This is a genomic window from Inquilinus sp. OTU3971, from assembly GCF_038440215.1.
The window spans coordinates 1-26,614 of record NZ_JASATH010000107.1 but is presented as its reverse complement, the minus strand read 5'-3'; the positions used below and the strand labels follow the sequence as shown (position 1 = coordinate 26,614).

Sequence of the window (26,614 nt, the reverse complement as noted above, 5' to 3'; positions counted from 1 at the left end):
ATTGCCTCCCCCGCTTGCGGGAGAGGTCGGACATCCGAAGGATGTCCGGGTGAGGGGGTGCGGCCTTGCCGAAAGCACAGCTTTGCGGTGGGCGAGCGCATGATCCGCCTCTGTCCTGAATCGCTGGTCCTGGCGTCGCGGCCGGGTAGCCCTCACCCGGTCTCGCTGCGCGAGCCCGACCTCTCCCGCAAGCGGGAGAGGCAATCGGATTGCGCCCGGTTTGACAGAACGGAGTCCGATCACCGGCCCGCGAGCATGGGTCACCCATCGCGTCCCTCCAGGATCCGCCGCACCGCCACGAGGCGCCGGGCGCGCTCGGCCTGCAGCTCGCGGATCTGCTCCAGCGTGTAGGGGAAGATGCCCTCGCCGCTCTTGATCCCGAGCTTGCCCGCCCGCGTGCGGTCGGTGACGTAGCCCGCGACGTCCTTGCGGTCCGACAGCTCGGCGTTCAGGAAGCCGGCGACCGACTGGTAGATGTCGAGCCCGGCCATGTCGAGCAGCCGCATCGGCCCGACCACGCTCAGCTTGTAGCCGATGCCCCAGGACACGCAGGTGTCCATGCCCTCCTCGTCGATCACCCCCTGCTCGACCAGGTCGATCGCTTCGCGCAGCAGGGCGTAGAGGATGCGGTTCTCGACGAAGCCGGGCACGTCCTTCTTCACCACCACCGGCAGCAGCTTCAGCGACCGGACCAGGTCGCTGATGAAGACCACCGTCGCCGGCGCGGTGTGCTGGCCGGCGATCACCTCGATCATCGGGATGATGTGCGGCGGGTTCGACCAGTGCATGCCGACCAGCCGCTGCGGATGCGACAGGAAGCCCTGCAGCGTGGTGATCGGGATGCCGGAGGTGTCGGAGGCGACGATGGTCTCCGCCGGCAGCAGCGGGTCCAGCGCGCGGTAGACCTCGGCCTTGATTTCGACCTTTTCCGGCACGTTCTCGATCACCAGGCTGGCCCCGGCGACCGCCCCGGCCAAATCCTCATGGAAGCTGACCGCCCCCTCGCCGGATGCCGGCGGGACGATGCCCAGCCGGTCCAGCACCGATCCCGCCTGCGGGATCGCCGTCCGGGCGCGCTCGATCGCGGCCGGCGCGGTGTCGTGCACCCGGACGCCCATGCCGCCGCGGGCGAGCGTCGCCGCAATCCCCGGCCCCATGGTGCCGAGGCCGATCACCGCAACGTCGAGGGGGGTGTCCGGCATCGTCCGCTCCCGCGGCTCAGGGCTTCAGATAGGCGTCGGTGAAGGCGGCGTCGGCCGCCACCGTGCCCTTCAGCGCGCCCTGGTCGGTCAGCACCTTGATCGTGTTCGCCCACTTCTCCTTTGTCATCCAGCCCAGGCCGTTGGCCTTGGTGTCGGCATCGCTGAAGGTGTGGTCGATATCGGCCTGCAGCTGCGCCGCCAGCACATCCTCCTTGCCGGCATAGCCCGGCGCCGCCTTGGCGGTGATCGCCGCGGCCTCCCTGGGGTTCTCGGCGGTGAAGCGGAAGGCCTCGAGATAGGCGGCGACGAAGCGCTTCACCACATCCGGCTTGTCCTTGAGCATCGCCTCCGAGGTGAACAGGCCGGAGCCGTAGACGTCGTAGCCGTAATCGGCGCCGAGAAGGATGCTGAGCGAGCCCGGGCCGCCGGCCTTGGCCTCGAGCTCCGGCACCTCGGCATCGATGTAGCCCGGCACCGCGTCGACCCGGCCGAGCAGCAGGTAGCTTTCATAGGGCGGCGACACGCTGCTCATCTTTATCTCGGCCTCGGTCATGCCGTTCGCGGCCAGGAACGCCTTGAAGAAGATATAGGTCGACCCGGCCGGATGGATGCCGATGTTCAGGCCCTTGATGTCGGCCGGGGTCTTCAACTGGCGGCTCTCGGCCAGGGCGATCATGCCGATCGGCGAGCGCTGGTTGACCGCGGCCAGCGCCACCACCGGCACGTTCTGCGACCGCGCCACGGCCAAAGTCGGCAGGTCGCCGAAGCCGAACTCGGCATTGCCGTTCGCCACCAGCCGCATCGCGTCGGGCGACCCGGTGCCGTTGCGGATCTCGGTGACCTCGATGCCGTTCTGGGCGAAATAGCCCTTCTCCTTCGCCACGAAGAACATGGCATGGTTGCCGCGCACCACCCAGTCGAGCTGGACGCTCACCTGGTCGGCGGCCAGGGCCGGGCCCGCCAGGACCGCCGCCGCCAGCCCCATCAGGGCTCCACAGACCGATCTCCTCAGCATCTTCAGCCTCCCGCGGCCTTTTGAGTTGCTCGGATCAGGCGGACCGCAGCGCCGGATCGAATTTCGGCGCCCAGGGCACCACCAGCCGTTCCAGCAGCTCCATCGCGTAGTAGAAGACGACCCCGACCACCGACACGACCAGCAGCGCCGCGAACACCATCGGCGTGTCCAGCTGGGTCGAGGCGAACTGGATCAGATAGCCCAGGCCCGCCGAAGCACCGGCGAACTCGCCGACGATGGCGCCGATGACGCTGAAGGTGACGGCGATCTTCAGCCCGGCCATCAGCTGCGGCAGGGCGTAGGGGATCTGGATGCGCAGCAGGATCGTGGTCCGGCTGGCGCCGACCGACCGCATCAGCGACAGCAGGCCGGGCTCGGCAGCCTCCAGCCCGGCCAGCATCGACAGCGTCACCGGGAAGAAGGCGATGACCAGGATCAGCCCGACCTTCGGCGCCAGATCGTAGCCGAACCACAGGATGAAGATCGGCGCCAGCGCCACCTTCGGCACGGTCTGGAACAGCACGATCAGCGGGTACAGCGCCCGGCCGAGCAGGCGGAACCGGGCGATGAACATGGCCAGCGCGATGCCGACCGCGGCCGCGACCAGGAAGCCGACCAGGATCTCGACCGCGGTGACCTGGGTCGCCTCCCAGAGCGGCCCGGCCTCGCGCAGCAGCGTCGCGCCGATCGCCGAGGGCGTCGGCAGGATGTAGCTCGACACGTCGAAGATCCGGATCGCGGCTTCCCAGACCGCGATCGTGATCACCAGCAGCACGACGGCGGGCAGCCATCCCGATGTCGCCGAGCTGCGGCGGGCGAGGATTGTGGCGTCACTCATGGCCGCCCCCGCGAGGCGTGGCCCTGGATCAAAAGCGACCGCAGCCGGCCCTCCATCGCCCGGAAGCGCGGGTCGGCGTAGCTGTCCTCGCCGCGCGGATAGGGCAGGGGGATCTCAATGCTGTCGATGATCCGGCCCGGCCCGACGCCCATGACATGGACATGCCGCGACAGCAGCACCGCCTCGTCGATCGAATGCGTGACCAGGACGATGGTCTTGCCGGTGCGCTCCCAGATCTCCAAGAGCGACCGGCTCATCTCCTCCCGCGTGATCGCGTCGAGCGCACCGAAGGGCTCGTCCATCAGCAGGATGTCGGGCTCCAGCGTCAGGGCCCGGGCGATGGCGACGCGCTGGCGCATGCCGCCGGACAGCTGGTTCGGCCGCTTGGCTTCGGCGTCCTCCAGCCCGACCAGCCGCAGCATCGCCCGGGCCCGCTCCAGCACCTCGGCCCGGGACAGCGACCTGTCCGCCACCTCGCGCAGCAGCGCCGCATTGTCGAGCGCGTTCTTCCAGGGCAGCAGGTTCGGCTCCTGGAACACCAGGCCGATGATCCGCCGCCGCACCGCCTCCTCCGGCGCCAGCCCGGCGACGCGAACCCGGCCTTCGGTCGGCGGCACCAGGCCGGCCAGCACCTTCAGCAGCGTGCTTTTGCCGCAGCCGGACGGGCCGATCAGGCAGACGAAGGATCCCCGCGGCACGCTCAAGCTGATGTCGCGCAGCACCTGCTGGCGGAGTCCGAGGATGTCGAAGGTCACCGACACGCCCTCGACCGCGATCTGCGCGGTGTCGGGCGACGGCGTCGCCGGAGGCTCCTTCAGTCTCGTCACGGGCATGAACCAGCTCTTCCCATCCCGTCCTTCCGTATCCGGCGGCCGTTTACCCCGCCGTCGCCTTGCGGAACGCCGGCCGGGTCTCCAGCGCCGCCAGCCAGCGGTCGAGATTGGCGAAGGCCGGCCGGTCGATCGGGAAGCCCAGGCAGCGCTTCAGGATCGGGCCCAGCGCGATGTCTGCGACGGTCAGCCGGCCCAGCGCGAACCAGTCCCGCCCGGCCAGGTGCCGGTCGGCGATCGCCAGCAGCTCCCCCAGCTCCTTGGCCTGCGCCGCGAATTCGGCGCCGCGCTCCTCCGGCGGCTTCTTCGCATCCTTGAAGATCGCGACGTAAGGGCTGTTCACGCTGGCCAGCAGCCAGTCCATCCAGCGCTCGACATCGGTCTTTTCCGCCGGATTCGCGCCGGTCAGGGCGGGGCCATACATCGCCACCAGGTAGCGCAGGATGGTGTGCGACTCCCAGATCACGGTGTCGTCGGCGACCAAGGTCGGCACCTTGGCGTTCGGGTTCAGCGCCCGGTATTCGTCGGTCTGGGTGTTGCCGAACTGGCGGCCGTAATCCTCGCGCTCATAGGCGACGCCCAGCTCCTCCAGCAGCCACAGCACCTTCTGCACATTGCCGGAGGTGTGCCGGCCCAGCAGTCTGATCATCCTTGCCTCCTTCGCCTGACGCCTCAGCCCTTCAACGGGCGGTAGGCGATGGCGTCCATCTCGACCTTGGTGTTGATCACGGCGCGCGCCTCGACCGTGGTCCGGGCCAGCACCGCGTCCTTGAAGTATTCGGCGAAGACCTTGTTGTAGCGGCCGAAGTCGCGGGTATCCTCGAGATAGGTCGTGACCCGGACGACATCGGCCAGGGTAGCGCCGTCCTCGGCCAGCACCCGCTGGATCGCCTCGATCGTCGCCCGCGTCTCCTCCTCGATCGTGCCGTCGACCATGTTGCCCTCGGCATCCTTGCCGACCTGGCCGGAGACGAAGATGAAGTCGCCGGCCCGCACCGCGGGGTGGAACGGCAGGTTCGGATTCTTGCGGCCGATGGCGTAGCGCGGCGCGGCGTCTGCGGTGTCGGACAAGGCGGCCCTCCTTCAGAAGACGCTGGTTTCGATGATGTCGACGCCGTTGATCCGGTCGATCAGGTAGATCAGGCCGCGATCGTCGATGGTGACGTCGTTCGACGACGCCCGGTCCTCGCCGGCCGGCGGGTCGGGCAGGAAATGGCCGACCTCGCGCGGCGCGAAGGGGTCGGCGATGTCGACCAGCCGCAGCCCCTGCGCGAACCAGGCGAAGGGGATGACGGTGCCGGTGAAGCGCTCCGACGGCTGGTGGCAGCCGGTCATCGGCGGCTGCGGCGCCCCGTCCGGGTCCAGCCCCGGTACCTGGAAGGTCGCGATCGGCAGCGGCAACCGCTCGTCGGTGATGTCGTAGATCCAGGTGAAGGCGGGGGCGGAAGGACGCAGCTTGGCCACGTCCTCGTCGGCCACGACCATGATCTTCCGGCCCTTCAGCAGCTGCGGCATCGGCAGGCAGGTGTGGGTCGGGTGCGGGAAGGACGGGCTGGTGTTCAGCTGCGAGATCAGCTTCGGCCGCGCCATGTCGGCGATGTCGAGGATGAACAGCCCGTGGTGCCAGTAGCTGACATACAGCCGATCGCCGGCCCGGATCGGGTGGTGGCAGCGCGGCGACACCCATTCCGCCCAGGGATACTCCTCGCCGCCGCCGGTCCACTGGCCGGGGATCCACCAGCGCCCGACCTCGACCGGCCGGGCCGGGTCGATCAGGTCGAGGATCATGACGATGTTGCCGACATAGCCCTCGGCGGTCGGCGAGATATAGGCGTAGCGGCCATCGAAGTCGTAGCGGTGGACGCCGCGGCCGGCGGTCATCCATTTCGAGATCAGCTTCGGCGCGCTGGGCCGGGACACGTCGTAGATCGCGATGCCGCCGCCGAACTCCTTCGGGCCGCTCTGCCCCAGCTTCTCGTGGTTGACGATCATGATGCCGTCCTTCACCCGCACCTTGTGCGAGTGCCAGCCCTCGGGCAGCTCCAGCCGGGCGATCACCTTCGGGTTCCGCGGGTCGGCGACGTCGACGATGGTTGTGCCGCTGGGCCAGCGCATATGGCCGATATACAGCGTCGTGCCCTCGACCCAGACCTGGCCGCCGCCGGGGCAGTCGATATGTGAGACGAGGGTGGTGTTTGCGGAGTTCGGCAAAGGGGCCTCGGATCGTTCGAGGGAGGAGAGAGGCCGTCAGATCATGCGGACGACGTCGCCGCTGGCGTCGCGGCCCCATTTGCGGAACAGGCCGAAGGCCTTCTGTGCCGGCTCGTCGCTGGCCACGAACAGGATCGCGGGCTCGGTGTCGGACCCGTTCACATGCTCGCACCATGACCCGCCGGGCACCGCCAGCGTGTCGAACTCGGTCCAGTCGAAGCGCTTGCCGTCGACGATGGAGTGGCCGCTGCCTTGGAACGGCGCCACCAGCAGGCTGGCGGTCTGGCGCAGCGGGCGGGTGCGCTCGCCCGGCCGCAGCATCTGGGCGAAGAAGGTGATGGTCTTGAACACCGGCCCGCCGGTCAGCGGGTCGACATATTCGATCATCAGCGCCTCATACGGGTCGCCATCCCAGTCCTTGAACCGCTCCAGCTGCTCCCGCATCGCGTCCCAGCGATAGACATACATCGGCGACGACAGGCCGGAGCCGCGATGGTGGTCGATGAAGCGCGGCCGCAGCCCGCCGGCGCCGTAGACGCGGGCGGAATAGTCGTCGGGGAAGCGGGCGCTCTGCACCTTCTTGGCGACGCCGGCCTCGGCATAGTCGTGCTCGAAATAGACCGCATTCAGGGTCTCGACCAGCGGCAGGTCCAGGACCGACAGGTTGACCGCCGGCTCGTCGCCCGTGTTGCCGTGGTTGTGCCAGGCGTCGATCGGCGTCAGCACCATGTCGCCCGGACCGAAGGTGATGTCCTCGCCCTCGACGCCGGTGAAGTTGCTGCGGCCGGTCAGGCCGAAGCGGATGGCGCTGGGCGAATGCCGGTGCGGCGGCATCACCTCGTTCGGGTCGTTCAGGCGATAGGCGGTGTACATGGTGCTGACCGTCGCCCGCCGCGGCGACAGGCCGGGATTGACCAGGATCAGCGAGCGCCGCTCGGAATCGTCCATATGGATCAGCTCGGCGGAGCGCTGCAGGATCGGCGCGATGTCGTCCTTGTAGCTCCACAGGAAGGGCAGCGCCTTCTGGGTGCCCATCAGCTGCTTGATCTCGTCGTGATCGACGTCGGTCGAGCTGGCCCAGAACGGGAACATGTTCTTGGTGAAGACGTCATCGTAGAGCGCCTTCAGGGCGGCATCGCGATTGGACGCCGATTGCGCCGCGGCGCGTGTGTCCGTCATGTCGCTCCCCTGTCTCGGATCGTTGGTCCGGCCTTAGCCACGACGGTATGCCCTCTGCTCGACCGTATCAACCATATTGTTTGGTTGAGTGGCATTTGGTTGGTGATTGGTTGGTTCATTGGTCGGGATCTCGGTCGGCGCCAGAGTCGGCACGCCGCGGATCAGGTCGGCGGCGCGCTCGGCGATCATCAGCACCGGGGCGTTGATGTTGCCGCAGGTCAGGTCGGGCATGACCGCGGCGTCGACCACGCGCAGGCCTTCGGCGCCATGCACCCGCAGCTGCGGGTCGACCACCGCCCCGTCGTCGGCGGACACGCCCATGCGGCAGGTGCCGAGCGGGTGGTGCACGGTGATAGAGCTGGCGCGGATATAGGCGTCGATCTCGGCATCCGTCGCCTTGGCCGGGCCGGGCGCGGATTCGCGGGCGACGAAGCGGGCCATCGGGCCCTGCGCCATCACCTCCCGCGCCATCCGGATGCCGGCGCGCAGGCTGGCCCAGTCGGCGTCGGTGGCCAGGAAGTTCTGGCGGATCACGGGCGCCGCCATCGGGTCGGCGGAGGCGAGGGAGACGGTGCCGCGGCTCTCCGGCTGGATCGCCACCACGCGGCAGGCGAAGGCGTCGGTGAAGGGCTGCTTGAACGGCTTGAAATAGGGCCAGGCGCCGAGCGGCGCCGCCGTCAGCAGGAACTGCACGTCCGGCAGCGTCCGCTCCGCCCGGCTCTTCAGGAAGGCGACGATGCCGCCCGGCACGTCGGCAGCGAAACCCTTGCCGAAGGCATAGGCCTTGCCGAGCTCGAGCGCGATCCGGTCGGCCCGCATCATTCGGTGGAACGGCCCCGGCTCGCGCCGCTGGTACATCAGGATGGTCGAGACATGGTCCTGCAGGTTGCGGCCGACGCCCTTGAGCGGGATGCGGGTGCCGATGCCCTGGGCCGCCAGCTGCTCCGGGTCGCCGATACCGGACAGCATCAAGAGCTGCGGGCTGTTGATGACGCCGCCGGACAGGATCACCTCGGCATCGGCCCAGGCGGTCAGGACTTTCCCGTCCTTCAGATAGTCGACGCCGACTGCGCGGGTGCCCTCGAACAGCACGCGCGTGACCATCGCGCCGACCGTGACCGTCAGGTTCGGCCGGGCCAGCGCCGGCCTGAGATAGGCGGTCGCCGCACTGCAGCGCCGGCCGTCACGGATCGTCATCTGCAGCCGGCCGAATCCCCCCTGCCGGGCGCCGTTGTAATCCTCGGTCCAGCCATGCCCGGCCTGCTGTCCGGCGGCGGCGTAGGCGTCGAGCAGCGGGTCCTGGTAGCGGCAATGCTGCACCCGCATCGGGCCGTCGCCGCCGCGCCAGGCATCGGCGCCGCCTTCCCAGGCTTCGAGCCGCCGGAAATAGGGCAGGGCGTGGGCGTAGGACCACTCGTCCAGCCCGGACGCGGCCCAGCGGTCGTAGTCGCCGCGATTGCCGCGGACATAGGCCATGGCGTTGGTGGAGGAGGAGCCGCCGACCACCTTGCCGCGGGCGCATTCCACCCGGCGGCCGTCGACCGTGGCCTCGGGCTCGTTGAAGTAGCCCCAGTCGTGCAGCCGCTTCTGCAGGATCTTGCCCCAGCCCAGCGGGATGTGGATCCAGGGATCGCGGTCCCAGCCGCCGGCCTCCAGCAGCAGCACGCGGCGGGCGGGATCCTCGCTCAGCCGCGCGGCGAGGACGCAGCCGGCGGAGCCGGCGCCGACGATGACGGTGTCGTAGCCTGCGGCGGGGGTCACCGGAAGCCTCCTGTCGGGTTGCGCCGGTCTGGGCGGCGCCTGCTGGACTCAACTCGACCATTGCCAACCATTCTTGTCAACCATGGCGATTGGTTGCTATGGTGGCCCAAGTGGTCGGGACTGCCAAGTACGCGGACCGGCCGCAGAAGCGGACGCCAAGAACCAAGCCAGAGGGACCAGGATGAACCGATCGGCGCCTTCCGAGCACCAGAACGCCGACGATCAGACGCCAGATCCCTCCAGCCCTGACGACAGCCTCGCCGAGATCGTCGCGGCGGTGCGCGGCATCCTTGCCGCCGGCCAGGGCAAGCCGTCCGAACGGGCCCTGGCGGAGCGGCTGAACGTCAAGCGCCACCGGCTGCGGCAGGCGCTCGACCAGCTGCGTGCGGCCGGAGAGCTGGAGCCGGCCCGGGCCGGGCGGCCGCGGACCACGGCAGCGCGGCGGGGCGACGACCTCGCCCGCGACACCAACCCGGTCGAGATCATCGAGCTGCGCATGATGCTGGAGCCGGCGCTGGCCCGGCTGGCGGCGCTGCGCGCCTCGCCCTTCGAGATCATGCGCATCCAGCGCGCCGCCAGCACGCCGCCCGGCGCCTCGGCCGGGGCGGTCGACCTGTCCTTCCACAAGGCGGTTGCGGCCGGCGCCCGCAACAGCCTGGCGACCGAGCTCTACGCCCTGATCCGCCAGGTGGCGACCGACGCCCGGCTGCGCTTCGGCAACAGCGACAACCCGAGCTGCCCGAACCGGCTGCGGCAGCGCGACGCCGAGCACAAGGCGATCGCCGACGCCATCGCGGCGCGCGACCCGGACGCGGCGGAGCAGGCGATGCGCGCCCATCTCGGCGCGGTGCAGCGCCAGATCCTCGACCGCCTCGGCCCCGGCATGGCCGTGGCCTGACGGCCTTTCCATCGCAGCGGGGGCGCGTATGGCCGGTTTCGATGTGCTGGTGATTGGCGCCGGCTCCGCCGGCTCGGTGGTGGCGGCGCGGCTCAGCGAGGATCCCAGCCTGTCCGTCGGGCTGATCGAGGCCGGGGCGATGCCGTCCGACCCGGACATCGCCGTGCCCGCGCAATGGCCCTTCCTGCAGGGGCGGGCCTATGACTGGGCCTACCGCACCGTGCCCCAGCCGGGCACGGCCGGCCGCGTCCATGACTGGCCGCGCGGCCGGATCGTCGGCGGCTCCAGCTGCCTGCACGCCATGGCGCATGTCCGCGGCCATCCCGACGATTTCGCGCCCTGGGCCGCGGCGGGCGGTCCGGGCTGGAGTCATGAGGCGCTGCTGCCGGCCTTCCGCCGCAGCGAGCGGTTCTCCGGCGGCGCCTCGGCCGTGCATGGCGACACCGGTCCGCTCGACGTGCTGCTGCCGGATCGGCAGATCCATCCGCTGGTCCGCGACTATATGGCGGCCGGCCTGGCGATCGGCGCGCCCCGGCTCGGTGACCACAATGCCGGGCCGCTGGCCGGCGTGGCGCCGAACCAGCTGACCATCCGCGACGGGCGGCGGCTCAGCGTCGCCGACGCCTATCTCGTGCCGGTTCTCGGCCGCCCGAACCTGACGCTGCTGACCGAGATCCTGGTCCATGAGCTGGTGCTGGAAGCCGGCCGCGCCCGCGGCGTCCGGATCACCCGGGACGGAGCGGAGGAGATCGTGACCGCCGACCGGATCGTGCTCTGCGCCGGCGCGGTCGCCTCGCCGCTGCTGCTGATGCGCTCCGGCATCGGCGACCCGGAGACCCTGCGCGGCGCCGGCATCGCCTGCCGGCACGAGCTGTCGGAGGTCGGGCGCAACCTGCACGATCATCTGCTGGCGGCCGGCAATGTCTATCGCGCCCGCCGGCCGGTGGCGCCGTCGCGGCTGCAGCATTCGGAATCGCTGATGTATCTGCACAGCGACGATCCGGCCCGGGCGGAGGGCGCGCCGGACATCGCCCTGGCCTGCGTCGTGCTGCCGGTGGTGACCGAAGCCTTCACCCGGCCGGAGGCCGGCGCCGCCTACACCATCCTGTGCGGCGTCACCCACCCGACCAGCCGCGGCGCGATCCGCCCCGGTGGCCCGTCGGTGGCCGATACGCCGGTCATCGATCCGGCCTATCTCGCGACCGAGCACGACCGCCGCACCTTCCGCGCGGCGCTACGCCTCGCCCGCCGGGTCGGCCGGGCCGCGCCGCTGGCAGAGTGGAACGACGGCGAGATCCTGCCTGGGCCGAGGGTGCAGGCGGAGGCCGATCTCGACGCCTTCCTGGCGCGGGCGGCGATGACCCATCACCACCCGGTCGGCACCTGCAGCCTGGGGCCGGTGGTCGACGGCTCGCTCAGGGTCCGCGGCATCGAGGGCCTGTTCATCGTCGACGCCTCGGTCATCCCCTCGATCACCAGCGGTCCGGTCAACGCCGCGGTGATCGCGATCGCCGAAACCTGGGCGGCCTCGGGCCAGACGATGCCCGTGGACTGACGGCACGGCCGCGCGTCCTGCTGCTGGACAATCGTCGCTCATTGATGGTGAAGGAGATCAGGGCCATCATCCGGGCCGTCAGCGAGGAACGGAGCAGCGTCGTGAGCACACTCAGCCTTTCCTATGGCCGCGGCCATCTGCCGATCCGCCTGCCGGCGGGGGTAGAGGCGACGGTGGTGCGCAAGCAGGCGCTGCCGAAGCTGACCGACCCGCAGGCCGCCATCGCCCGAGCGCTGGCGCAGCCGATCGGCGCGCCCGGCCTGGCCGAGCTGGCGCGCGGCCGGCGCAGCGCCTGCATCCTGATCTGCGACATCACCCGGCCGGTGCCGAACCGGCTGTTCCTGCGGCCGATGGTCGAGACCATGGTGGCGTCCGGCATCCCGCTCGACCGCATCAGCATCCTGGTCGCCACCGGCCTGCACCGGCCGAACCTGGGTGAGGAGCTGGCGGAGCTGGTCGGCGACCCCTGGGTGCTGGAGCATGTCCGGGTCGACAACCACGACGCCCGCGACGACGCCGCCCATGTCGATTTCGGCCGCACCGCGACGCGCGGCACGCCGGTGAAGATCGACCGGCAATTCGTCGAGGCCGATCTGCGCATCGCCACCGGGCTGGTGGAGCCGCATTTCATGGCCGGCTGGTCCGGCGGCCGCAAGGTGATCGCCCCCGGCGTCGCCCATCACGAGACCATCCGCACCTTCCACTCGGCCCGGTTCATGGAGGACCCGCTGGCGGTCCAGTGCAACTTGGTCGGCAACCCGCTGCATGAGGAGCAGCTGCAGATCGTCGGCATGCTGGGCGAGGTCTACGGGCTCAACACGGTGCTGGACGAGGACCGCGACCTGGTCTGCGTCACCTTTGGCGAGATCATCGCCAGCCACGCAGCGGCGGTCGATTTCGTCAGCGGCGCCACCCGCGTGCCGGTGCCGCGCAAGTTCAGGACGGTGGTGACCTCCTCGGCCGGCTATCCGCTGGACAAGACCTACTACCAGACGATCAAGGGCATGGTGACGCCGCTCGACATCCTGGCGCCGGGCGGCACGCTGATCATCGCCTCGGAATGCTCCGAGGGCTTCGGCTCGCCCGAGTTCCGCGACGCCCAGACCCGGCTGGTCGAGCTGGGGCCGGAGCGGTTCCTGGCGACGCTGACGGCGAAGTCGCTGGCCGAGATCGACGAATGGCAGACCGAGATGCAGCTGAAGTCGCTGCGCCTCGGCCGGGTCGAGCTCTACACCACCGGCCTCGGCGCGGCCGAGCGCGGCATCACCGGCACGGGCCTGGTCGACGACCTCGACGCCGCCATCGCCGCCAGCGTGGCGCGCTCGAACGACCCGGCGGTCGCGATCATCCCGGAAGGCCCGTACGTCATCCCCTATCATGCAGGTTGAATAGGCCGGGCACGGATGGCGAGCATCTTCCGATTGCCTCTCCCGCCTGCAAGACGCTTCCAGGGTAGCGAAGGCTCACTCTCTTATAGTCCCCCCTCCCCTTGCGGGAGGGGGTTGGGGGGAGGGGGCTGCGCGCGTCCGCGCGCGAATGCGCAGGGAACAAATTCCGCGACCGAGGCCGGATTATCGAAGCCGGTCCCGACGGCAAAAACCCCCTCCCCCTATCCCCCTCCCGCGAGGGGAGGGGGGACTCGGGACTCAGCCCGCCTTCGCCTCCATCCGCAGGGCGGCGTAGCGGTCGCGGGCGCGGCTCAGATGCACCCGCATCGCCCGGCGGGCCGCGGCGGCGTCGCCGGCGCGGATCGCGGCCAGGATCGTCTCATGCTCCTGCCCGACCCGGCGCAGATGGCGCTCGCGCTCCGCCTGCGACAGGGCCGCGACCGGGATGCGCTGGCGCGGAATGACCACGTTGAAGACATCGAACACCCGGGCGAAATAGGCATTGCCGGTGGCGGCCAGGATGGCGCGGTGGACGGCCAGATCCTCGCCCAGCCCGACGGTCTCGGCATCGGCCCCCGGCGCCGAGATCGCCGCCAGGAACGCCGCCTGCGCGGCCTCCATGCGCTCCAGCCCGCCGGGGTCGTGCCTCTCGGCGGCCAGCCCTGCGGCCTCGACCTCGATGCTCAGCCGCAGCTCCAGCACCTGCAGCACGTCACCGATCGATTCCAGCTTCTCCGCGTCGATGGCGAAGGACCGCGCCGGCACGGTTTCCGCCACGAAGGCACCCAGCCCCTGGCGCGTGGTGATCAGGCCGCGGGCGCGCAGCGAGGCCAGGGCCTCGCGCACCACGGTCCGGCTGACCCCGGTGGCATTGACGATGGCCTGTTCGGTCGGCAGGCGCTGGCCGGGCCCGAGGTCGCCGGAGGTGATCCGGGCCTCCAGCGTCTCGACCAGCCCGGCGGTGAGGTTGGGGGCTTTCCTGATCGCACCGAAAGCCGCGGAATCCGCGCTCATATCATCCTTCAGGTCACACGCCGCACGATGCGCAGGATCGCAGCGCCGCTGGTGCTGCGCAAGGCCGCGGATCCCGGCGCGGCGGCCGCATTGTGAACGCGCCGGCAATCTGGAACAGTCCGGGCATGGAGCTGCATCTCGATCTGGTCGGCGGCCTGGCGGGCGACATGTTCATCGCCGCGATGCTCGACCTGTTCCCGGAGCACGAGGCCGGCCTGCACGGCAGCCTGGCCCGCACCGGGCTGCTGGCCGGCGTCTCCGCCCGGCTGGCGCCGCACAATGACGGCGTGCTGGCCGGGCGGCGCTTCCTGGTCGAGCGGCTGGGCGAGGCGAGCGGCGGCCACGACCATGTCGCCTGGCGCCGGATCCGCGAGGGGCTGGAGGCGTCGGACCTCGACCCCACGGTCCGCGGCCACGCCATCGCCATCTTCCGGCACCTGGCCGAGGCCGAGGCGCGGGTGCATGGCGTGCCGGTCGAGGCGGTGAGTTTCCATGAGGTCGGGGCCTGGGATTCGATCGCCGACATCGTCGGCGCCGCGCATCTGATCGCCGCGGCCGGGGCGACCCGCTGGACCGTCGGCGCCGTTCCGCTCGGCTCCGGCCAGGTGCGCAGCGCGCACGGGCCGCTGCCGGTGCCGGCCCCGGCCACGGCGCTGCTGCTGCAGGGCTTCGCCGTGATCGATGACGGGGTCGGCGGCGAGCGCGTCACCCCGACCGGCGCCGCGATCCTGCGCCATCTCTGCGGCGACTCCGCGCGGCCGGCGCAGCCGCGGATCATGGGCGGCACCGGCATCGGCTTCGGCACCCGCATCCTGCCCGGCCTCAGCAATTGCGCGCGGGTGCTGCGCTTCGACCCGGTCGAGCAGGCGCCAGGCTTCGAAACGGATTCCGTGCTGGTGGTGGAGTGCGAGATCGACGACCAGTCGGGCGAGGAGCTGGCGCTGGCGCTGGACCGGCTGCGGGCCCATCCGGCGGTGCTGGACGTGGTCCAGGCCCCGGTCTTCGGCAAGAAGGGACGGATGATGGCCCACCTGCGCCTGCTGGCGCTGCCGGAGGCACGCGACGAAGTCTTGCGCCTGTGCTTCGCCGAGACCACGACGATCGGCCTGCGCCATTCGATGCAGGCCCGGGCGGTGCTGCCGCGGCGCATGGTCGAGGTGGCGGCCGGCGGCCGGACGCTGCGGGTCAAGGCGGTCGACCGGCCCGGCGGGCGGACGGCCAAAGCGGAGGCGGACGACGTCGCCGACCTGGAAGGTCACGCGGCGCGCAAGGCCCGGCGGCGGGCGGCGGAGAAAGCGGTGGAAGAGTCATGAGCGCGGATCGGATGCGGCTCGAGGATGTGCTGGACGGGCTCGGGCCGATCGCGGTGGCGGTCAGCGGCGGCGTCGACAGCATGACCCTCGCCGTGCTGGAGCATCGCCGGCGCCCCGCCACGGTGACGGTGGTCCACGCCGTGTCCCCGGCGGTGCCGCCGCTGGCGACGGCGCGGGTGCGCGACTGGGCCAGCCGCGAGGGCTGGGCCCTGACCGTGCTCGACGCCGGCGAGTTCGCCGATCCGCGCTATCGCGAGAACCCGGTGAACCGCTGCTACTACTGCAAGACCAACCTCTACGGCGCGATCGCCGGCCGGGTCGCCGGCACCATCGTCTCCGGCACCAATCTCGACGATCTCGGCGAGTACCGGCCGGGCCTCGACGCGGCGCGCGAGCACGGCGTGCACCACCCCTATGTCGAGGCCGGGATCGGCAAGGCCGGGCTGCGGGCCCTGGCGCGCGACCTCGGCCTCGGCGACCTCGCGGAGCTGCCGGCCTCGCCCTGCCTGTCGAGCCGCGTCGAGACCCTGATCCCGATCGAGCCGGAGATGCTGCGCACCATCGACGCCGTGGAACAGCTGGTCGCCAGCCGCCTGCGGCCGCGGACGGTGCGCTGCCGGGTCCGCGCCGCCGGGCTGGTGGTGGAGCTCGACCCCGGCAGCCTGGCCGGGCTGGACGCAGACGGCATCGCGGCGCTGGAGGCGTCGATCCGCGCCGTGCTGCCGGAAGCCGCCGCGTCGCGGCCGCTGGCCTTCGCCCCGTATCGGGTCGGCAGCGCCTTCGTCGGGGTGCCGGGATGAGCCGGGACGAGATCACTCTGGATTTCGCCCGCGGCGGCCGCATCGGCCAGGACGAGGCGATCTATTGCGGCGAGAAATCCGCCGCCCAGATCGCGACGATCCTGGACCTGGCCGAGGCCGCCGGAGCCGACCTGCTGCTGACCCGGCTGGACACGGCCAAGCTGGAGGCCCTCTCAATCAGCCATCGCGGCCGCATCGACCATTGCCCGGTGTCGCGTACCGGCTTCTTCGGCCCGCTGCGGCCGGTCGAGGCCACGGGCCAGGTGGCGATCCTCTCGGCCGGCACCTCCGACGTGCCGGTGGCGCGCGAGGCCGAGCGCACCCTGCGCCATGCCGGGCAGCGGGCCAGCCTGTTCAGCGATATCGGCGTGGCCGGGCTGTGGCGGCTGACCGACCGGCTGGACGAGATCCGGGCCCATCCGGTGGTGATCGTCGTCGCTGGCATGGACGCGGCGCTGGCCAGCGTCGTCGGCGGGCTGGTGGCCGGGCCGGTGATCTGCGTCCCGACCTCGGTCGGCTACGGCGTCGCCGCCGGCGGCCGCGCCGCGCTGGACGCCATGCTGGCCAGCTGCGCCCCGGGGTTGTCGGTCTGCAACATCGACAACGGCTACGGCGCCGCCTGCGCCGCGCTGCGCCTGCTCAACGCCGCGCGCCGCCTGCGGCCTTAGCTCGCCAGGCCGCCCCGCTAAGCAGCTTCCACCCGGTGGATCAGGTTCATGATCCCCTCGCTCATCGCCCGGTAGTCGCGGGTGTTGGTGATCTCGCCCTCGATCCGGTAGGCGTTCATCACCACGATGCGGTCGGCCAGGGTGATCATCTCCGGCATGTCGCTGGTGATCAGCAGGATCGCCGTGCCGGTCTCCGACAGCTCGCGCAGCAATTCGTGCAGCTCGGCCTTGGTCTTGATGTCGATGCCGACCGACGGCTCGTCGACGATCAGCACCTTGACCCCGGCGGCCAGCCATTTGGCGACGCTGATCTTCTGCTGGTTGCCGCCCGACAGGTTGCCGACCAGCTGGCCCAGCGACGGGGTGCGCACTGCCAGCCGCCTGATGAAGGGCTCGGTCTTCGCCCGGACCATGCCGTCGGTCAGGAAGCCGAAGCGGCGCGCCAGGCGACGCCAGACGGTGATGCCGGCATTCTCCAGCACCGAATGCATCAGCACGAGGCCCTCCTGCTTCCGGTCCTCGCTGACATAGCCGATGCCGACGCGGTGGATGGCGTCGGCGACGTCGCGGATCTTCACCGGCTTGCCCTCGACCTCGACCTTGCCGGCGGTGACCGGGAACTGGCCGAGGATGCATTTCGCCAGCTCGGTCCGCCCGGCGCCGACCAGCCCGTACAGGCCGACGATCTCGCCCTTGCGCAGCGTCAGGTCGACGTTGCGGTGGCCGAGGCCGGTCGACACACCCTGCAGTCGCAGCGCCGCCGGGGCCTGGGAATGGTCACGCGAAGGCCAGTCGGCGATCAGCTCGGCCCGGCCGATCATCAGCCGCACCAGGTCCTGCCGGCCCAGCCCTTCCATCGCCCGGCTCTCGCAGGCGTTGCGGCCGTCGCGCAGCACCGTCACCCGGTCGCAGATCGCCTGCACCTCCTCCAGCTTGTGGCTGACGAAGAGCATGCTGACGCCCTCGTCGCGCAGCCGGCGCAGCAGGCCGAACAGGATGTCGGTCTCGTGCGGGGTCAGCGCCGCGGTCGGCTCATCCAGCAGCAGCACGCGGGACTTCAGCGACAGCGCCTTGGCGATCTCGACCAGCTGCATCTTGGCGACGCTGAGCTGGGAGACCGGGATGCGCGGGTCGATATCGAGATCCAGCACCTTCAGCCACTGGCGGGCGTCGGCGTTGACCTTGGTGTAGTCCACCCGGCGCAGCGGATGCGCGGCCAGCTGCTCCAGCGCGATGTTCTCGCCGATCGAGAAGCGCGGGATCAGGTTGCGCTCCTGGTGCACCACGCCGATCCGGTGCGCGGTGGCGTCGCGCGGGCCGCCGAACTCGACCGGCTTGCCGTCGAGCAGCAGCTGGCCTTCGTCCGGCCGGTGCACGCCGGTGATGATCTTGATCAGCGTCGACTTGCCGGCGCCGTTCTCGCCCAGCAGGGCATGGATCGACCCCGGCTCCAGGGTCAGGGAGACGCCCTGCAGCGCCTTCACGCCGGGGAAGAACTTGGCTACGCCGCGTGCCTCGAACACCGCCATGGTCAGGCCCCCGCCGCCGCGGCCTTGCGCAGCCGCAGCTCGCGCAGGCGGTTGATGCCGACCGCCCACAGGATCAGGACGCCGAGCACGACCTGGACCAGGAAGGGGTCGATGTTGAACAGCACCAGGGCCTGGGTGATGATCGCGACGATGACGACGCCCAGCAGCGTCGCCGATACGCTGACATGGCCGCCGGACAGCACCGCCCCGCCGATCACCGGCGCGGCGAAAGACAGGATCAGCCAGTCGTCGCCGATCGTCGGCTGGCCGATCTGCAGCCGCGCCACCAGCATGATGCCGGCCAGCGCCGCCAGCAGGCCGGAGATGGCGTGGGCGGCCACCACCGTGAAGCCGACCGAGATGCCCGACAGCTCTGCCGCGTGCGAATTGCCGCCGACCGCCAGGATGAAGCGGCCCAGCGCCTGGCGGTTCAGCAGGAACCACAGCCCCACGGCGACCAGCGCCATCGGCAGCACCAGCCAGGGCAGCGGGTCGATGAAGGTGGTGTTGCCGAAGGCCTTCACCGCATCCGGGATGCCGTAGAAGGGCTGGGCCTGGGTGATGCCGAGGTTGATGCCCTTGAACATCGACAGGCTGGCCAGGGTGATGACGAAGGCGCTGATCCCGGTCCAGGCGATGAACACGCCGTTCACCATCCCGGCGGCCACGCCAATCAGCAGCGCCAGTACGGCGGCCACGGGGGCGGGCAGGCCCCAGACCTGCATCATCCCGGCGAAGCTGATCGCCGCCAGCCCGCCGATGGCGCCGACCGACAGGTTCATCTGGCCGACCGCGATGATGATCATCTGCGAGAAGGCGATCAGCGCGTTGACCGAGATCGCCAGCAGCAGCACCTGGATGTTCAGCGGCGACAGGAAGGACGGGTTGAAGGCGCCGACGATGACGATCGCCAGCACCGTGACCAGCAGCGGGCCGAACCAGTCGGTCCGGGCATAGCGGGACAAGGCCCCCATCACACCATCCTCCGGCGCGCCAGGAAGGAGCGGCGCGCCATGTCCATCAGCACGGCCAGGAGCAGCAGCAGGCCCAGGAAGGCCTGCACCCAGAATTCGCCGACCTGCAGCAGCAGCAGGCCGCTGGTCAGCAGCGTCACCAGGAAGGCGCCCAGGAAGGTGCCGGCCACCGACACCCGCCCGCCGGACAAGAGCGTGCCGCCCAGCACCGGGCCGAGGAAGGCGGGCAGCAGCCAGTCCTGCCCCAGCTGCCCGGCCATGGAGGGCAGGGCGGCGCCGTTGCGCGCAACCAGCATCAGCGCCGCGATGCCGGCCAGCAGCCCCGACAGCATGTGGCAGTAAATGAAGACGCGGTCGACGCGGATGCCGGACAGGGAAGCGGCCTCCGGCCTCGCGCCGGCGGCCAGCATCTCGCGGCCCGCCACGGTGAAGCGGTACAGCACCACCAGCAGCACGGCGACGGCGACGGCCACCAGCAGCAGTGGCGACAGCATGCCGTCCAGGACCCGCAACCGGCCGAAGCTGGAGAACACCGACGGCAGCTCGCGATAGGATTCGCCCCGGGTCAGGAAGATCATGACCCCGAAGAAGATGCTCATGCTGGCGAGGGTGATGATGAAGCTGTGCAGGCCGGAGCGGACGACGGTCCAGCCATTGACGAAGCCCAGTGCGGCACCCATTGCCAGCCCGCCGAGGATCGCCAGCGGCCAGGGCAGGCCGGCATCCTGGATCAGCCAGCCGCAGGCCATGGCGGCGCAGACGCCGATGGCGCCGACCGCCAGGTTCAGCCCGCCGGTGACGATCACCACCATCATCGACAGGCCGATCATGACGTTGATCGCGGCGGTGCGGCCCAGCGCGAACAGGTTGAACGGCGACAGGAAGCCGGGGGTCAAGAGGCCGAAGGCGGTGACGAACACCGCGATCAGCACGATCAGGCCGAATTCGTTGGTCAGCCAGAAGCGCGGCCGGCCGAATGCCGCGCGCGGCGTCGCCTGCGGGGACCCTACCTGGGACGGGGGGGCGGCGCTGTCTTCGGCATGCATCGGTCAAACTCTGGGAAACGGTCTGCCTCGGAGAGCCGGCCGGGCCGCGCGGGCCCAGCCGGATCACGCCGTCAGGACTTGCAGTCCAGGTAGGTCTTCTCGAAGCCGGCGAGCAGGGTCTTGGTGATGTCCTGCATCGCGGCGACGTAGCCATCCACCTTGTCGGCGCCGACGAAGACGGTGCCGGAATCGACGAAGTGATTGGTCAGCGCGTTGGTCTTCCACGGCGCGTCGGACTTGAGCGTGCAGCCATTGCGCAGCCGGTCGACGACGTGGGAGCCGATATAGGCCTGGCCGTACGGGTTCTGCAGCATGGTGCCGTGCAGGAAGCCGTCCTTGATCGCCTTCAGCACCACCTCGTCATGGTCGATGGCGACCATCTGGATGCGCTTGTCGCCGATCCGGCGCAGCGCGTTGGCGGCGACCACCGACGGCACCCAGGCGGTGCTGACGATGCCGTCGACATCGGCGGCATGGGCGGCGAGATAGGCGTTGATCTTCTCTTCCGCCGGCTCCGGCGCGTCGATGTCGGCGATCACCTGCACGACCTGGGCGCCTTCTTCCTTCGCCGCCTTCTCCACCGCGTCGATGCGCAGCTGGGTGTTGGGGTCGACCAGGAAGCCGGTGACATGCAGGATCCGCTTCTTGCCGGCCATCGCCTTCAAGAGCTCCTTGGTCCCGAGATAGGCGGAGTTGCCGACATCGGTGCCGAGGCAGAACTGCGCCTCGGACGGGTCCTTCAGGCAGCCGGCGGTGGCGATCACCGGGGCGCCGCTATCCGCCAGCTCGGCCACGGTGCTGACGCTGCCGACCGGGTCGCCGGGGAAGACGAGGAAGGCGTTGTAGCCCTGGGTCACAAGGCTCTCGAGCAGCTGGTTCTGGGTGCTCAGCTCCCACTTCTGCGGGACCTTGTAGTCCGCGGCGGCGAGCTTGAAGTCGCGGGCGGCGTCCTTGCCAGCCTGCTCCCAGGCCGAGAAATACGGGTGCGGGCCGCCGGGCACCAGGGCGACGCGGGTGTCGTCGGCTGCAGCCGCGCCGGCCCCTGCCAGCAGCGCCAAGCCGGCCAGAACGGCCCTCCGGACATGTCGGGACATCAGATCCTCCCCAAGGTTTCTTGTCGGGTGCCGTCAAGGCGTCAGCGCACTTGAACGGCGCGGTGAAACGCTAGTATCCAAGTGTGCAAGGCGCAATCGAATTGTGGCTGGTGCGACCAAACAGGTCGGACAAATGGCCGAGGACTGCGCTGTTCGGGGAGGGAGAGATGCCGATCGCCGCACCAACCGAAGCGCCGCCAGTCGCCGCCACCGAGCCGGACGAGGAGTCCGGCGGCCTGCAGGCGATTCGCCTCCGCCTCGACCGCCGTCTGCCGGTCGCCGACCAGGTGCACGAGGCGCTGCGGGCCGCCATCGTCGGCGTCCATCTGCTGCCCGGCACCCCGATCAGCGAGAACAGCATCAGCCGGCAGTTCGGCGTGTCGCGCACGCCGATCCGGGCCGCGATCCAGCGGCTGGCGGAGGAGGGGCTGATCGACGTCTATCCGCAGCAGGGCAGCTTCGTCGCCCCGATCCGGCTCAGCGGCATCGGCGACGCGCATTTCGTCCGCCGGGCGCTGGAGGTGGCGGTGCTGCGCGAGACGGCCGAGATCTGGACCCCGGCGATGAGCGCCGCGGCCCGGGCGGTGCCGGCGAAGCAGCGGCTGCTGCTCGAGGCCGGGGACTCGGACGGCTTCCACGCCGCGGATGCGGAGTTCCACCACCTGCTGATGAGTTTCGCCAACCGCGAAGGGGTGTGGACCACGATCCAGACCGCCTGGACCCGGCTGGCCCGCTTCATGAGGCTGTTCGGCAGCCCGGACCGGCTGCCGCTGGTGATCGAGGAGCACCTCGCGGTGATCGACGCGCTCGACGCCGGCAACGCGGCGGAGGCCGAGGCGCGGCTGGTCTATCACGTCGACCGTGCCTTCGTGCTGCTGGACCAGCTGCCCGAGCGCTACCGCCGCTACGTGGTCGATTGAGGCGGGGACTGCGGCGGCCGGCACGGTGTCACTCTTGCCCGGCCGCCGACCGGTTCCGGATCGCCAGGACGGCGACGAAGGTCACGGCGCAGCAGGCCACCAGGTACAGCACGACGTATTCCGGCGTGCCGCCCGCCGCCGCGACCAGGGCCGAGGCGATGAACGGCGTCGGCCCGGCGATCAGCATGCTGTTCAGCTCCCGCGTCAGGGCGATGCCGGAGAAGCGATACCGGGTCGGGAACAGGTTGGCCAGGAAGGCGCCCTGCGCGCCTGCCAGGCCGCCGAAGCCGATGCCGTAACCGATGCTCATCGCCAGCGTCGCCAGGACCACGTCGCCGGTGTCGATCAGGGCGAAGAGCGGGAAGGCGAAGGCGCCGGTGAACAGCGCACCGAAGGCATAGACCTTGGCGTTGCCGACGCGGTCGGCGATGGCGCCCATCAGCGGCGTCAACACCACCCCGGTGAAGGAGGCGATGACCACGGCGGTCAGCGCCTGTGTCTTCGGCATGTGCAGGGTGTTGGTCATGTAGCTCAGGCTGAAGGCGCTGAGGATATAGGCGTTGGCGTTGTGGCCGGTGACCGACAGGAAGCCGAACACCACCTCCCGCGGCGAATGGCGCAGCAGCTCGCCGATCGGCACATGCGCCTCGAGCTTCTGCTGGGCCGCGCGCTCCACCGCCGCGACATATTCCGGCGTCTCGTCCAGCCGCTTGCGGATGTAGAGGGCGACGCCGAACAGCAGGGCCGACAGCAGGAATGGCACCCGCCAGCCCCAGCCCAGCAGCACCTCGTCCGGCAGGGCCGAGACGGCCAGGAAGCACAAGGTCGCCAGCATGATGCCGACCACGGTCGCCGACTGCAGGAAGGCGGTGTAGAAGCCGCGCTGGCCCGGGGGCGCGTATTCCGACACCAGGGTCACGGCCCCGGCATATTCAGCGCCGGCGCCGAAGCCCTGCAGCACGCGGAACAGGACCAGCAGGATCGGCGCGGCGATGCCGATCTGGCCGAAGGTCGGCAGCAGCCCCATGGCCACGGTGGCCAGCCCCATCAGCGCGATGGTGAAGATCAGCGCCGGCTTGCGGCCGAAGCGGTCGCCGAAATGCGAGATGACGATGCCGCCCAGCGGCCGGAAAAAGAAGCCGACGGCGAAGGTGGCGAAGGCGGCCAGCTGACCGCTGGCTCCGGACAGGTCGGGGAAGAACAGCTTGCCGATGACCAGGCCCGAGGCGGCGCCGTACAGCGCGTAGTCGAACCACTCGATCACGGTGCCGATGGTGGCGGCGGTGATCGCCTTGCGGATGCCCGCCTTGTCCACCGGCCGCGTTTCGGCCGCCCGAGCGCGGATCGCTGCGTCGCTCATTGTCGTGCTCCTCCCTTCCGTTCTTGTGATGTCGTGTCGTCAGGCCGGGCCGACCGGCGCCGGGACCGCGATCCCGGCCGGGGCCGCGCGCGCGGCCAGACCCGCCATCAGCTCCGCCGCCACCGGCACGCCATCCCGCAGCCGCTGCCGCCGGCGCTGCTGCGCCGCCTCGCCGGGCAGCACCACCCGGTCGACGCCGGGGCGTGGGGCGGAGGCACGGCACATCTCGGCCAGCCGGTCGACCTGGCGGTGGTATTCCTCGCGCCCGCCGAAGGCCGCGGGGTCGATCGCCAGCAGCAGCACCGCGGCGCTCCAGCCCTCCGACGGCGAGGCGCGGCCATGGCCGCTGAGGCAGCCGGACAGCAGCTCGACCATCAGCCCGAGGGCGAAGCCCTTATGCCCGGCCGTTAGCCCGCCGAGCGGCAGGATCGATCCGGGCGGGGTGGTGGCGATGACGTTCGGGTCGGTCGTCGGGTTGCCCCGGTTGTCCAGCAGGTCGGGGGTGGGCAGGGGCTCGCCGCGCTGCCGGTGCCCGGCGACGGTGCCGTTCGTCAGCATCGCCGTCGCCATGTCGACCAGCACCGGGTCGCCCTCGGTCGGCGCGCCGAAGGCGATCGGGTTCGAGGTCAGCACCGGGGTGATGCCGCCGAACGGCGCCACGCTGGAATGGGCCGGGTCGGTCAGGGCCACCAGCAGCAGGAAGCCGCGGTCGGTGGCCCGGCGCAGATAGGCGCCCAGGCAGGCGGTGTGGTGGCTGCGCTGCACCGCCACGGCGCCGAGGCCGAGGCGTGCGGCGCGGCCGACCGCCTCGTCCACCGCGCGGCGCATCAGCCAGGGGCCGGGCAGCTTGCGCCCGTCCCAGGTCAGGCAGGCGCCCAGGTCGTTGACCACGGTGGGGTCGCCGTCCAGCCGCATGCCGCCGGATTCGATCTCGCGCAGGTAATGCGGCAGCAGCGCCAGGCCGTGGGTGGTCTTGCCCAGGCAGTCGCCGTCGACCAGCACCTCGGCGACATCCGCCGCCTTGTCGGCCGGCATGCCGGCGTTGCCCAGCAAGGCGCGAGCGAAGCCAGCCAGCGCCTCGGCGTCGTACAGCGCCGCCATCAGCCGGTGTGGCGGCTGCGGTGGACGATGACGCGGTCCAGCGCCGCCCAATCCCATTCGATGCCCAGCCCGGGCGTCTCCGACGGGATCGCCCGGCCGTTCTCGATCCGGATCTCCTCGGTGGTGACCAGGTCGAGCTGCGGGATGTATTCCAGCCAGCGGCTGTTCGGCACGGCGCAGCACAGCGGCAGGTGCAGCTCCATCAGGAAATGCGGGCAGACCGGCACGTTGAAGGCCTCGGCCATGTGCGCGACCTTCAGCCAGGGAGTGATGCCGCCGATCCGGCCGACATCGACCTGGACGATCGAGCAGGCGTCGCTCTGCAGGTAGTCCTTGAACTGCGAGATGCTGTACATCGACTCGCCGACCGCGATCGGCACGCTGGTCGACGCCGCCAGCCGCTGATGGGCGCGCACGTCGTCGGCGTGGATCGGCTCCTCGAACCAGGCGATGCCGACCTCCTGGAAGCTGCGCACCCGGCGCACCGCCTCGTCCAGGGTGAAGCCCTGGTTGGCATCGGTCATGATCTCCCAGGCGTCGCCGACCTGCTCGCGCACCGCCGTCAGGCGGCGCATGTCCTCGGCCACATGCGGCCGGCCGACCTTCACCTTGGTGCCGCCGAAGCCCTGGGCCTTGGCCTGCAGCGCCTCCTCGACCAGCGCCGCCTGGTCCAGGTGCAGCCAGCCGCCCTCGGTGTGGTAGAGCTGGATGCTGTCCTTGGCGCCGCCGGCCAGCCGGTGCAGCGGGATGCCGGTGCGGCGGCTGCGCAGGTCCCATAGCGCCGTGTCGATGGCGGCCAGCGCGATCGAGGTCAGGGCGCCGACCGTGGTGGCATGGACGCGGTAGAACAGGTCGCGCCAGATCCGCTCGATGTCGTCCGCCTCACGGCCGATCAGCAGCGGCGCCAGATGGTCGTCCAGCAGCCGGGCGACGGAAGATCCGCCGGTGCCGATGGTGTAGCTGTAGCCGGTGCCGACGGCGCCGTCCGCGTCGGTGATGCGGACCATCGGCGTCTCCTGCAGCTCGAAGGCCTGCACCGCGTCGGTACGCTTGACCTTGGGCTTCAGGTCGGCCTGCAGGATCTCGACGGAAACGATCTTGGCCACGGGAATGTCCTCTGCGGTGAAGGGTCAGGCCGGCTCGTCGGCCGTCCAGCCGTCGTAGCGCTGCCAGGAGGCGCGCAGGTGCCGTTCCAGCGCCGCGCCGGCCGCTTCCTCGTCGCCCGCCTCGATGGCGGCCAGGATGGCCTGATGCTCGATGATCACGGGAGCGATGTCCTGCGGCACCCTGGCGAACAGCCGGGCGTGGTGCAGATGCGGGTGCAGGTCGCGCACGCTGCGGGCCAGGATCTCGTTGCCGGCGCCGTCCAGCATGGCCTCGTGGAAGGCCTGGTCGGCCTGATTGGCGGTCAGGTAGTCGCGCGCCTTGCGGCCCAGCCGGCCGCTTTCCATCGCCGCCAGGCTTTCGCGCATCCGCCCGATCGCGGCGGCCGGCCGGCGCCGCGCCATTTGCCGGGCCGCCCAGCCCTCGGCCAGGACGCGATAGGCCAGCAGCTGCTCGAACCAGTCGCGCGGCGGCACCGGCGCTACCGAGAAGCCGGCGAAGGAGGAGGCGGCGACCAGCCCGTCGGCAGCGAGGCGCATCAAGGCCTCGCGGATCGGCGACGAGCTGACCTCCAGTTCGCGCGACAACGCGTCGATGTTCAGCCGCGCGCCCGGCTCATAGACCCGGTCGAGGATGCGCTCCTGCAGCACCCGCACGACCTGGTCGGCCAGCACGACGCGGGAGATGGCGGCTTTCTGCGGCACGGCGATCCTCCGGACCCAGGCCTGATAGCGGTCGGAGACGGGTCGAGTCAATCATGCATCATGGATCGTGCATGATTTTGACGGACGAGGGTGCGGCGCCATGGCGTCGG

25 protein-coding genes are annotated in these 26,614 nt (G+C 70.6%); 7 read left to right on the top strand and 18 right to left on the bottom strand.

The window, feature by feature from the left end; genetic code table 11:
- Positions 1-260 precede the first annotated feature (260 nt).
- From fhmpcd1 to AAHM41_RS24255, 9 genes are read right to left on the bottom strand one after another with little or no spacing between them, the layout of a single operon-like run.
- A complete protein-coding gene (gene fhmpcd1 / locus AAHM41_RS24295; protein ID WP_342239172.1) occupies positions 261-1,202 on the bottom strand; it encodes a 5-formyl-3-hydroxy-2-methylpyridine 4-carboxylate 5-dehydrogenase in 942 nt (313 codons plus the stop codon).
- Between the two features lie 16 nt (positions 1,203-1,218).
- The gene (locus AAHM41_RS24290) at positions 1,219-2,217 is read right to left on the bottom strand and encodes an ABC transporter substrate-binding protein (protein ID WP_342239171.1); all 999 of its coding nucleotides are present in this window, start codon (positions 2,215-2,217) and stop codon (positions 1,219-1,221) included.
- 34 nt (positions 2,218-2,251) lie between these two features.
- Positions 2,252-3,055 carry an ABC transporter permease gene (locus AAHM41_RS24285; RefSeq protein WP_342239170.1) on the bottom strand — a complete coding sequence of 268 codons (804 nt, stop codon included), beginning with the start codon at positions 3,053-3,055 and terminating at the stop codon, positions 2,252-2,254.
- The gene (locus AAHM41_RS24280; RefSeq protein WP_342239169.1) at positions 3,052-3,888 is read right to left on the bottom strand and encodes an ABC transporter ATP-binding protein; all 837 of its coding nucleotides are present in this window, start codon (positions 3,886-3,888) and stop codon (positions 3,052-3,054) included. The genes AAHM41_RS24285 and AAHM41_RS24280 overlap by 4 nt, the downstream gene beginning before the upstream one ends.
- A 43-nt stretch (positions 3,889-3,931) precedes the next feature.
- Entirely contained in the window at positions 3,932-4,534 is a 603-nt protein-coding gene (locus AAHM41_RS24275) for a glutathione S-transferase family protein (protein WP_342239168.1), read from the bottom strand.
- Positions 4,535-4,557: 23 nt separating this feature from the next.
- Complete coding sequence (locus tag AAHM41_RS24270; RefSeq protein WP_342239167.1) at positions 4,558-4,956, bottom strand: RidA family protein; 399 nt, start codon at positions 4,954-4,956, stop codon at positions 4,558-4,560.
- Positions 4,957-4,968: 12 nt separating this feature from the next.
- Positions 4,969-6,096, bottom strand: a complete 1,128-nt coding sequence (locus AAHM41_RS24265) for an LVIVD repeat-containing protein (RefSeq protein WP_342239166.1) — start codon at positions 6,094-6,096, stop codon at positions 4,969-4,971.
- A gap of 36 nt (positions 6,097-6,132) precedes the next feature.
- Entirely contained in the window at positions 6,133-7,275 is a 1,143-nt protein-coding gene (locus AAHM41_RS24260) for a cupin domain-containing protein (RefSeq protein ID WP_342239165.1), read from the bottom strand.
- Positions 7,276-7,308: 33 nt separating this feature from the next.
- On the bottom strand, positions 7,309-9,036 hold the full coding sequence (locus tag AAHM41_RS24255) for a GMC family oxidoreductase (RefSeq protein WP_342239164.1): 1,728 nt from the start codon (positions 9,034-9,036) through the stop codon (positions 7,309-7,311).
- Between the two features lie 181 nt (positions 9,037-9,217).
- Here AAHM41_RS24255 and AAHM41_RS24250 point away from each other — a divergent pair, with 181 nt between their 5' ends.
- The 3 genes from AAHM41_RS24250 to larA all read left to right on the top strand — a co-directional run bounded on the left by AAHM41_RS24250 (position 9,218) and on the right by larA (position 12,877).
- Positions 9,218-9,934 carry a FadR/GntR family transcriptional regulator gene (locus AAHM41_RS24250; RefSeq protein WP_342239163.1) on the top strand — a complete coding sequence of 239 codons (717 nt, stop codon included), beginning with the start codon at positions 9,218-9,220 and terminating at the stop codon, positions 9,932-9,934.
- Between the two features lie 28 nt (positions 9,935-9,962).
- Positions 9,963-11,489: a GMC family oxidoreductase gene (locus tag AAHM41_RS24245; protein ID WP_342239162.1), complete on the top strand. Its 1,527-nt coding sequence runs from the start codon at positions 9,963-9,965 to the stop codon at positions 11,487-11,489.
- A gap of 101 nt (positions 11,490-11,590) precedes the next feature.
- Positions 11,591-12,877: a nickel-dependent lactate racemase gene (larA, locus tag AAHM41_RS24240; RefSeq protein WP_342239161.1), complete on the top strand. Its 1,287-nt coding sequence runs from the start codon at positions 11,591-11,593 to the stop codon at positions 12,875-12,877.
- Between the two features lie 258 nt (positions 12,878-13,135).
- On the opposite strand, the gene AAHM41_RS24235 is transcribed toward larA, so the two are convergent.
- The gene (locus AAHM41_RS24235) at positions 13,136-13,891 is read right to left on the bottom strand and encodes a FadR/GntR family transcriptional regulator (RefSeq protein ID WP_342239160.1); all 756 of its coding nucleotides are present in this window, start codon (positions 13,889-13,891) and stop codon (positions 13,136-13,138) included.
- Positions 13,892-14,016: 125 nt separating this feature from the next.
- On the opposite strand from AAHM41_RS24235, the gene AAHM41_RS24230 reads away from it, so the two are divergent.
- Genes AAHM41_RS24230 through larB form a run of 3 tightly spaced genes read left to right on the top strand, consistent with a single transcriptional unit; the run spans position 14,017 to position 16,672 of the window.
- A complete protein-coding gene (locus AAHM41_RS24230) occupies positions 14,017-15,204 on the top strand; it encodes a LarC family nickel insertion protein (RefSeq protein ID WP_342239159.1) in 1,188 nt (395 codons plus the stop codon).
- Positions 15,201-16,004 carry a hypothetical protein gene (locus tag AAHM41_RS24225; RefSeq protein WP_342239158.1) on the top strand — a complete coding sequence of 268 codons (804 nt, stop codon included), beginning with the start codon at positions 15,201-15,203 and terminating at the stop codon, positions 16,002-16,004. The genes AAHM41_RS24230 and AAHM41_RS24225 overlap by 4 nt, the downstream gene beginning before the upstream one ends.
- Complete coding sequence (larB, locus tag AAHM41_RS24220; RefSeq protein WP_342239157.1) at positions 16,001-16,672, top strand: nickel pincer cofactor biosynthesis protein LarB; 672 nt, start codon at positions 16,001-16,003, stop codon at positions 16,670-16,672. The genes AAHM41_RS24225 and larB overlap by 4 nt, the downstream gene beginning before the upstream one ends.
- Positions 16,673-16,689: 17 nt before the next feature.
- On the opposite strand, the gene AAHM41_RS24215 is transcribed toward larB, so the two are convergent.
- The 4 genes from AAHM41_RS24215 to AAHM41_RS24200 form a co-directional block, all read right to left on the bottom strand.
- Positions 16,690-18,201, bottom strand: coding sequence for a sugar ABC transporter ATP-binding protein (locus AAHM41_RS24215; RefSeq protein ID WP_342239156.1), 1,512 nt, complete (start codon positions 18,199-18,201; stop codon positions 16,690-16,692).
- Between the two features lie 2 nt (positions 18,202-18,203).
- On the bottom strand, positions 18,204-19,175 hold the full coding sequence (locus tag AAHM41_RS24210; RefSeq protein ID WP_342239155.1) for an ABC transporter permease: 972 nt from the start codon (positions 19,173-19,175) through the stop codon (positions 18,204-18,206).
- A complete protein-coding gene (locus AAHM41_RS24205) occupies positions 19,175-20,221 on the bottom strand; it encodes an ABC transporter permease (protein WP_342239154.1) in 1,047 nt (348 codons plus the stop codon). The genes AAHM41_RS24210 and AAHM41_RS24205 overlap by 1 nt, the downstream gene beginning before the upstream one ends.
- 71 nt (positions 20,222-20,292) lie before the next feature.
- Positions 20,293-21,315 (bottom strand): sugar ABC transporter substrate-binding protein, encoded by a 1,023-nt coding sequence (locus AAHM41_RS24200; RefSeq protein WP_342239153.1) that lies wholly within the window; start codon positions 21,313-21,315, stop codon positions 20,293-20,295.
- A gap of 167 nt (positions 21,316-21,482) precedes the next feature.
- Here AAHM41_RS24200 and AAHM41_RS24195 point away from each other — a divergent pair, with 167 nt between their 5' ends.
- Positions 21,483-22,235, top strand: coding sequence for a GntR family transcriptional regulator (locus AAHM41_RS24195; RefSeq protein ID WP_342239152.1), 753 nt, complete (start codon positions 21,483-21,485; stop codon positions 22,233-22,235).
- 28 nt (positions 22,236-22,263) lie between these two features.
- On the opposite strand, the gene AAHM41_RS24190 is transcribed toward AAHM41_RS24195, so the two are convergent.
- From AAHM41_RS24190 to AAHM41_RS24175, 4 genes are read right to left on the bottom strand one after another with little or no spacing between them, the layout of a single operon-like run.
- Positions 22,264-23,595 (bottom strand): MFS transporter, encoded by a 1,332-nt coding sequence (locus AAHM41_RS24190; RefSeq protein WP_342239151.1) that lies wholly within the window; start codon positions 23,593-23,595, stop codon positions 22,264-22,266.
- A gap of 39 nt (positions 23,596-23,634) precedes the next feature.
- Entirely contained in the window at positions 23,635-24,696 is a 1,062-nt protein-coding gene (locus AAHM41_RS24185) for an Ldh family oxidoreductase (RefSeq protein ID WP_342239150.1), read from the bottom strand.
- A complete protein-coding gene (locus tag AAHM41_RS24180; RefSeq protein ID WP_342239149.1) occupies positions 24,696-25,802 on the bottom strand; it encodes a mandelate racemase/muconate lactonizing enzyme family protein in 1,107 nt (368 codons plus the stop codon). The genes AAHM41_RS24185 and AAHM41_RS24180 overlap by 1 nt, the downstream gene beginning before the upstream one ends.
- Positions 25,803-25,826: 24 nt before the next feature.
- The gene (locus AAHM41_RS24175; protein WP_342239148.1) at positions 25,827-26,504 is read right to left on the bottom strand and encodes a GntR family transcriptional regulator; all 678 of its coding nucleotides are present in this window, start codon (positions 26,502-26,504) and stop codon (positions 25,827-25,829) included.
- Positions 26,505-26,614 lie beyond the last annotated feature (110 nt).

Excerpts from the sequence above, each read along its gene's own strand:
- fhmpcd1 (WP_342239172.1), bottom strand. The coding sequence starts at position 1,202 with ATGCCGGACACCCCCCTCGACGTTGCGGTGATCGGCCTCGGCACCATG.
- AAHM41_RS24290 (WP_342239171.1), bottom strand. The coding sequence starts at position 2,217 with ATGCTGAGGAGATCGGTCTGTGGAGCCCTGATGGGGCTGGCGGCGGCG.
- AAHM41_RS24285 (WP_342239170.1), bottom strand. The coding sequence starts at position 3,055 with ATGAGTGACGCCACAATCCTCGCCCGCCGCAGCTCGGCGACATCGGGA.
- AAHM41_RS24280 (WP_342239169.1), bottom strand. The coding sequence starts at position 3,888 with ATGCCCGTGACGAGACTGAAGGAGCCTCCGGCGACGCCGTCGCCCGAC.
- AAHM41_RS24275 (WP_342239168.1), bottom strand. The coding sequence starts at position 4,534 with ATGATCAGACTGCTGGGCCGGCACACCTCCGGCAATGTGCAGAAGGTG.
- AAHM41_RS24260 (WP_342239165.1), bottom strand. The coding sequence starts at position 7,275 with ATGACGGACACACGCGCCGCGGCGCAATCGGCGTCCAATCGCGATGCC.
- AAHM41_RS24250 (WP_342239163.1), top strand. The coding sequence starts at position 9,218 with ATGAACCGATCGGCGCCTTCCGAGCACCAGAACGCCGACGATCAGACG.
- AAHM41_RS24245 (WP_342239162.1), top strand. The coding sequence starts at position 9,963 with ATGGCCGGTTTCGATGTGCTGGTGATTGGCGCCGGCTCCGCCGGCTCG.
- AAHM41_RS24235 (WP_342239160.1), bottom strand. The coding sequence starts at position 13,891 with ATGAGCGCGGATTCCGCGGCTTTCGGTGCGATCAGGAAAGCCCCCAAC.
- AAHM41_RS24230 (WP_342239159.1), top strand. The coding sequence starts at position 14,017 with ATGGAGCTGCATCTCGATCTGGTCGGCGGCCTGGCGGGCGACATGTTC.
- AAHM41_RS24225 (WP_342239158.1), top strand. The coding sequence starts at position 15,201 with ATGAGCGCGGATCGGATGCGGCTCGAGGATGTGCTGGACGGGCTCGGG.
- larB (WP_342239157.1), top strand. The coding sequence starts at position 16,001 with ATGAGCCGGGACGAGATCACTCTGGATTTCGCCCGCGGCGGCCGCATC.
- AAHM41_RS24215 (WP_342239156.1), bottom strand. The coding sequence starts at position 18,201 with ATGGCGGTGTTCGAGGCACGCGGCGTAGCCAAGTTCTTCCCCGGCGTG.
- AAHM41_RS24210 (WP_342239155.1), bottom strand. The coding sequence starts at position 19,175 with ATGGGGGCCTTGTCCCGCTATGCCCGGACCGACTGGTTCGGCCCGCTG.
- AAHM41_RS24205 (WP_342239154.1), bottom strand. The coding sequence starts at position 20,221 with ATGCATGCCGAAGACAGCGCCGCCCCCCCGTCCCAGGTAGGGTCCCCG.
- AAHM41_RS24200 (WP_342239153.1), bottom strand. The coding sequence starts at position 21,315 with ATGTCCCGACATGTCCGGAGGGCCGTTCTGGCCGGCTTGGCGCTGCTG.
- AAHM41_RS24195 (WP_342239152.1), top strand. The coding sequence starts at position 21,483 with ATGCCGATCGCCGCACCAACCGAAGCGCCGCCAGTCGCCGCCACCGAG.
- AAHM41_RS24190 (WP_342239151.1), bottom strand. The coding sequence starts at position 23,595 with ATGAGCGACGCAGCGATCCGCGCTCGGGCGGCCGAAACGCGGCCGGTG.
- AAHM41_RS24185 (WP_342239150.1), bottom strand. The coding sequence starts at position 24,696 with ATGGCGGCGCTGTACGACGCCGAGGCGCTGGCTGGCTTCGCTCGCGCC.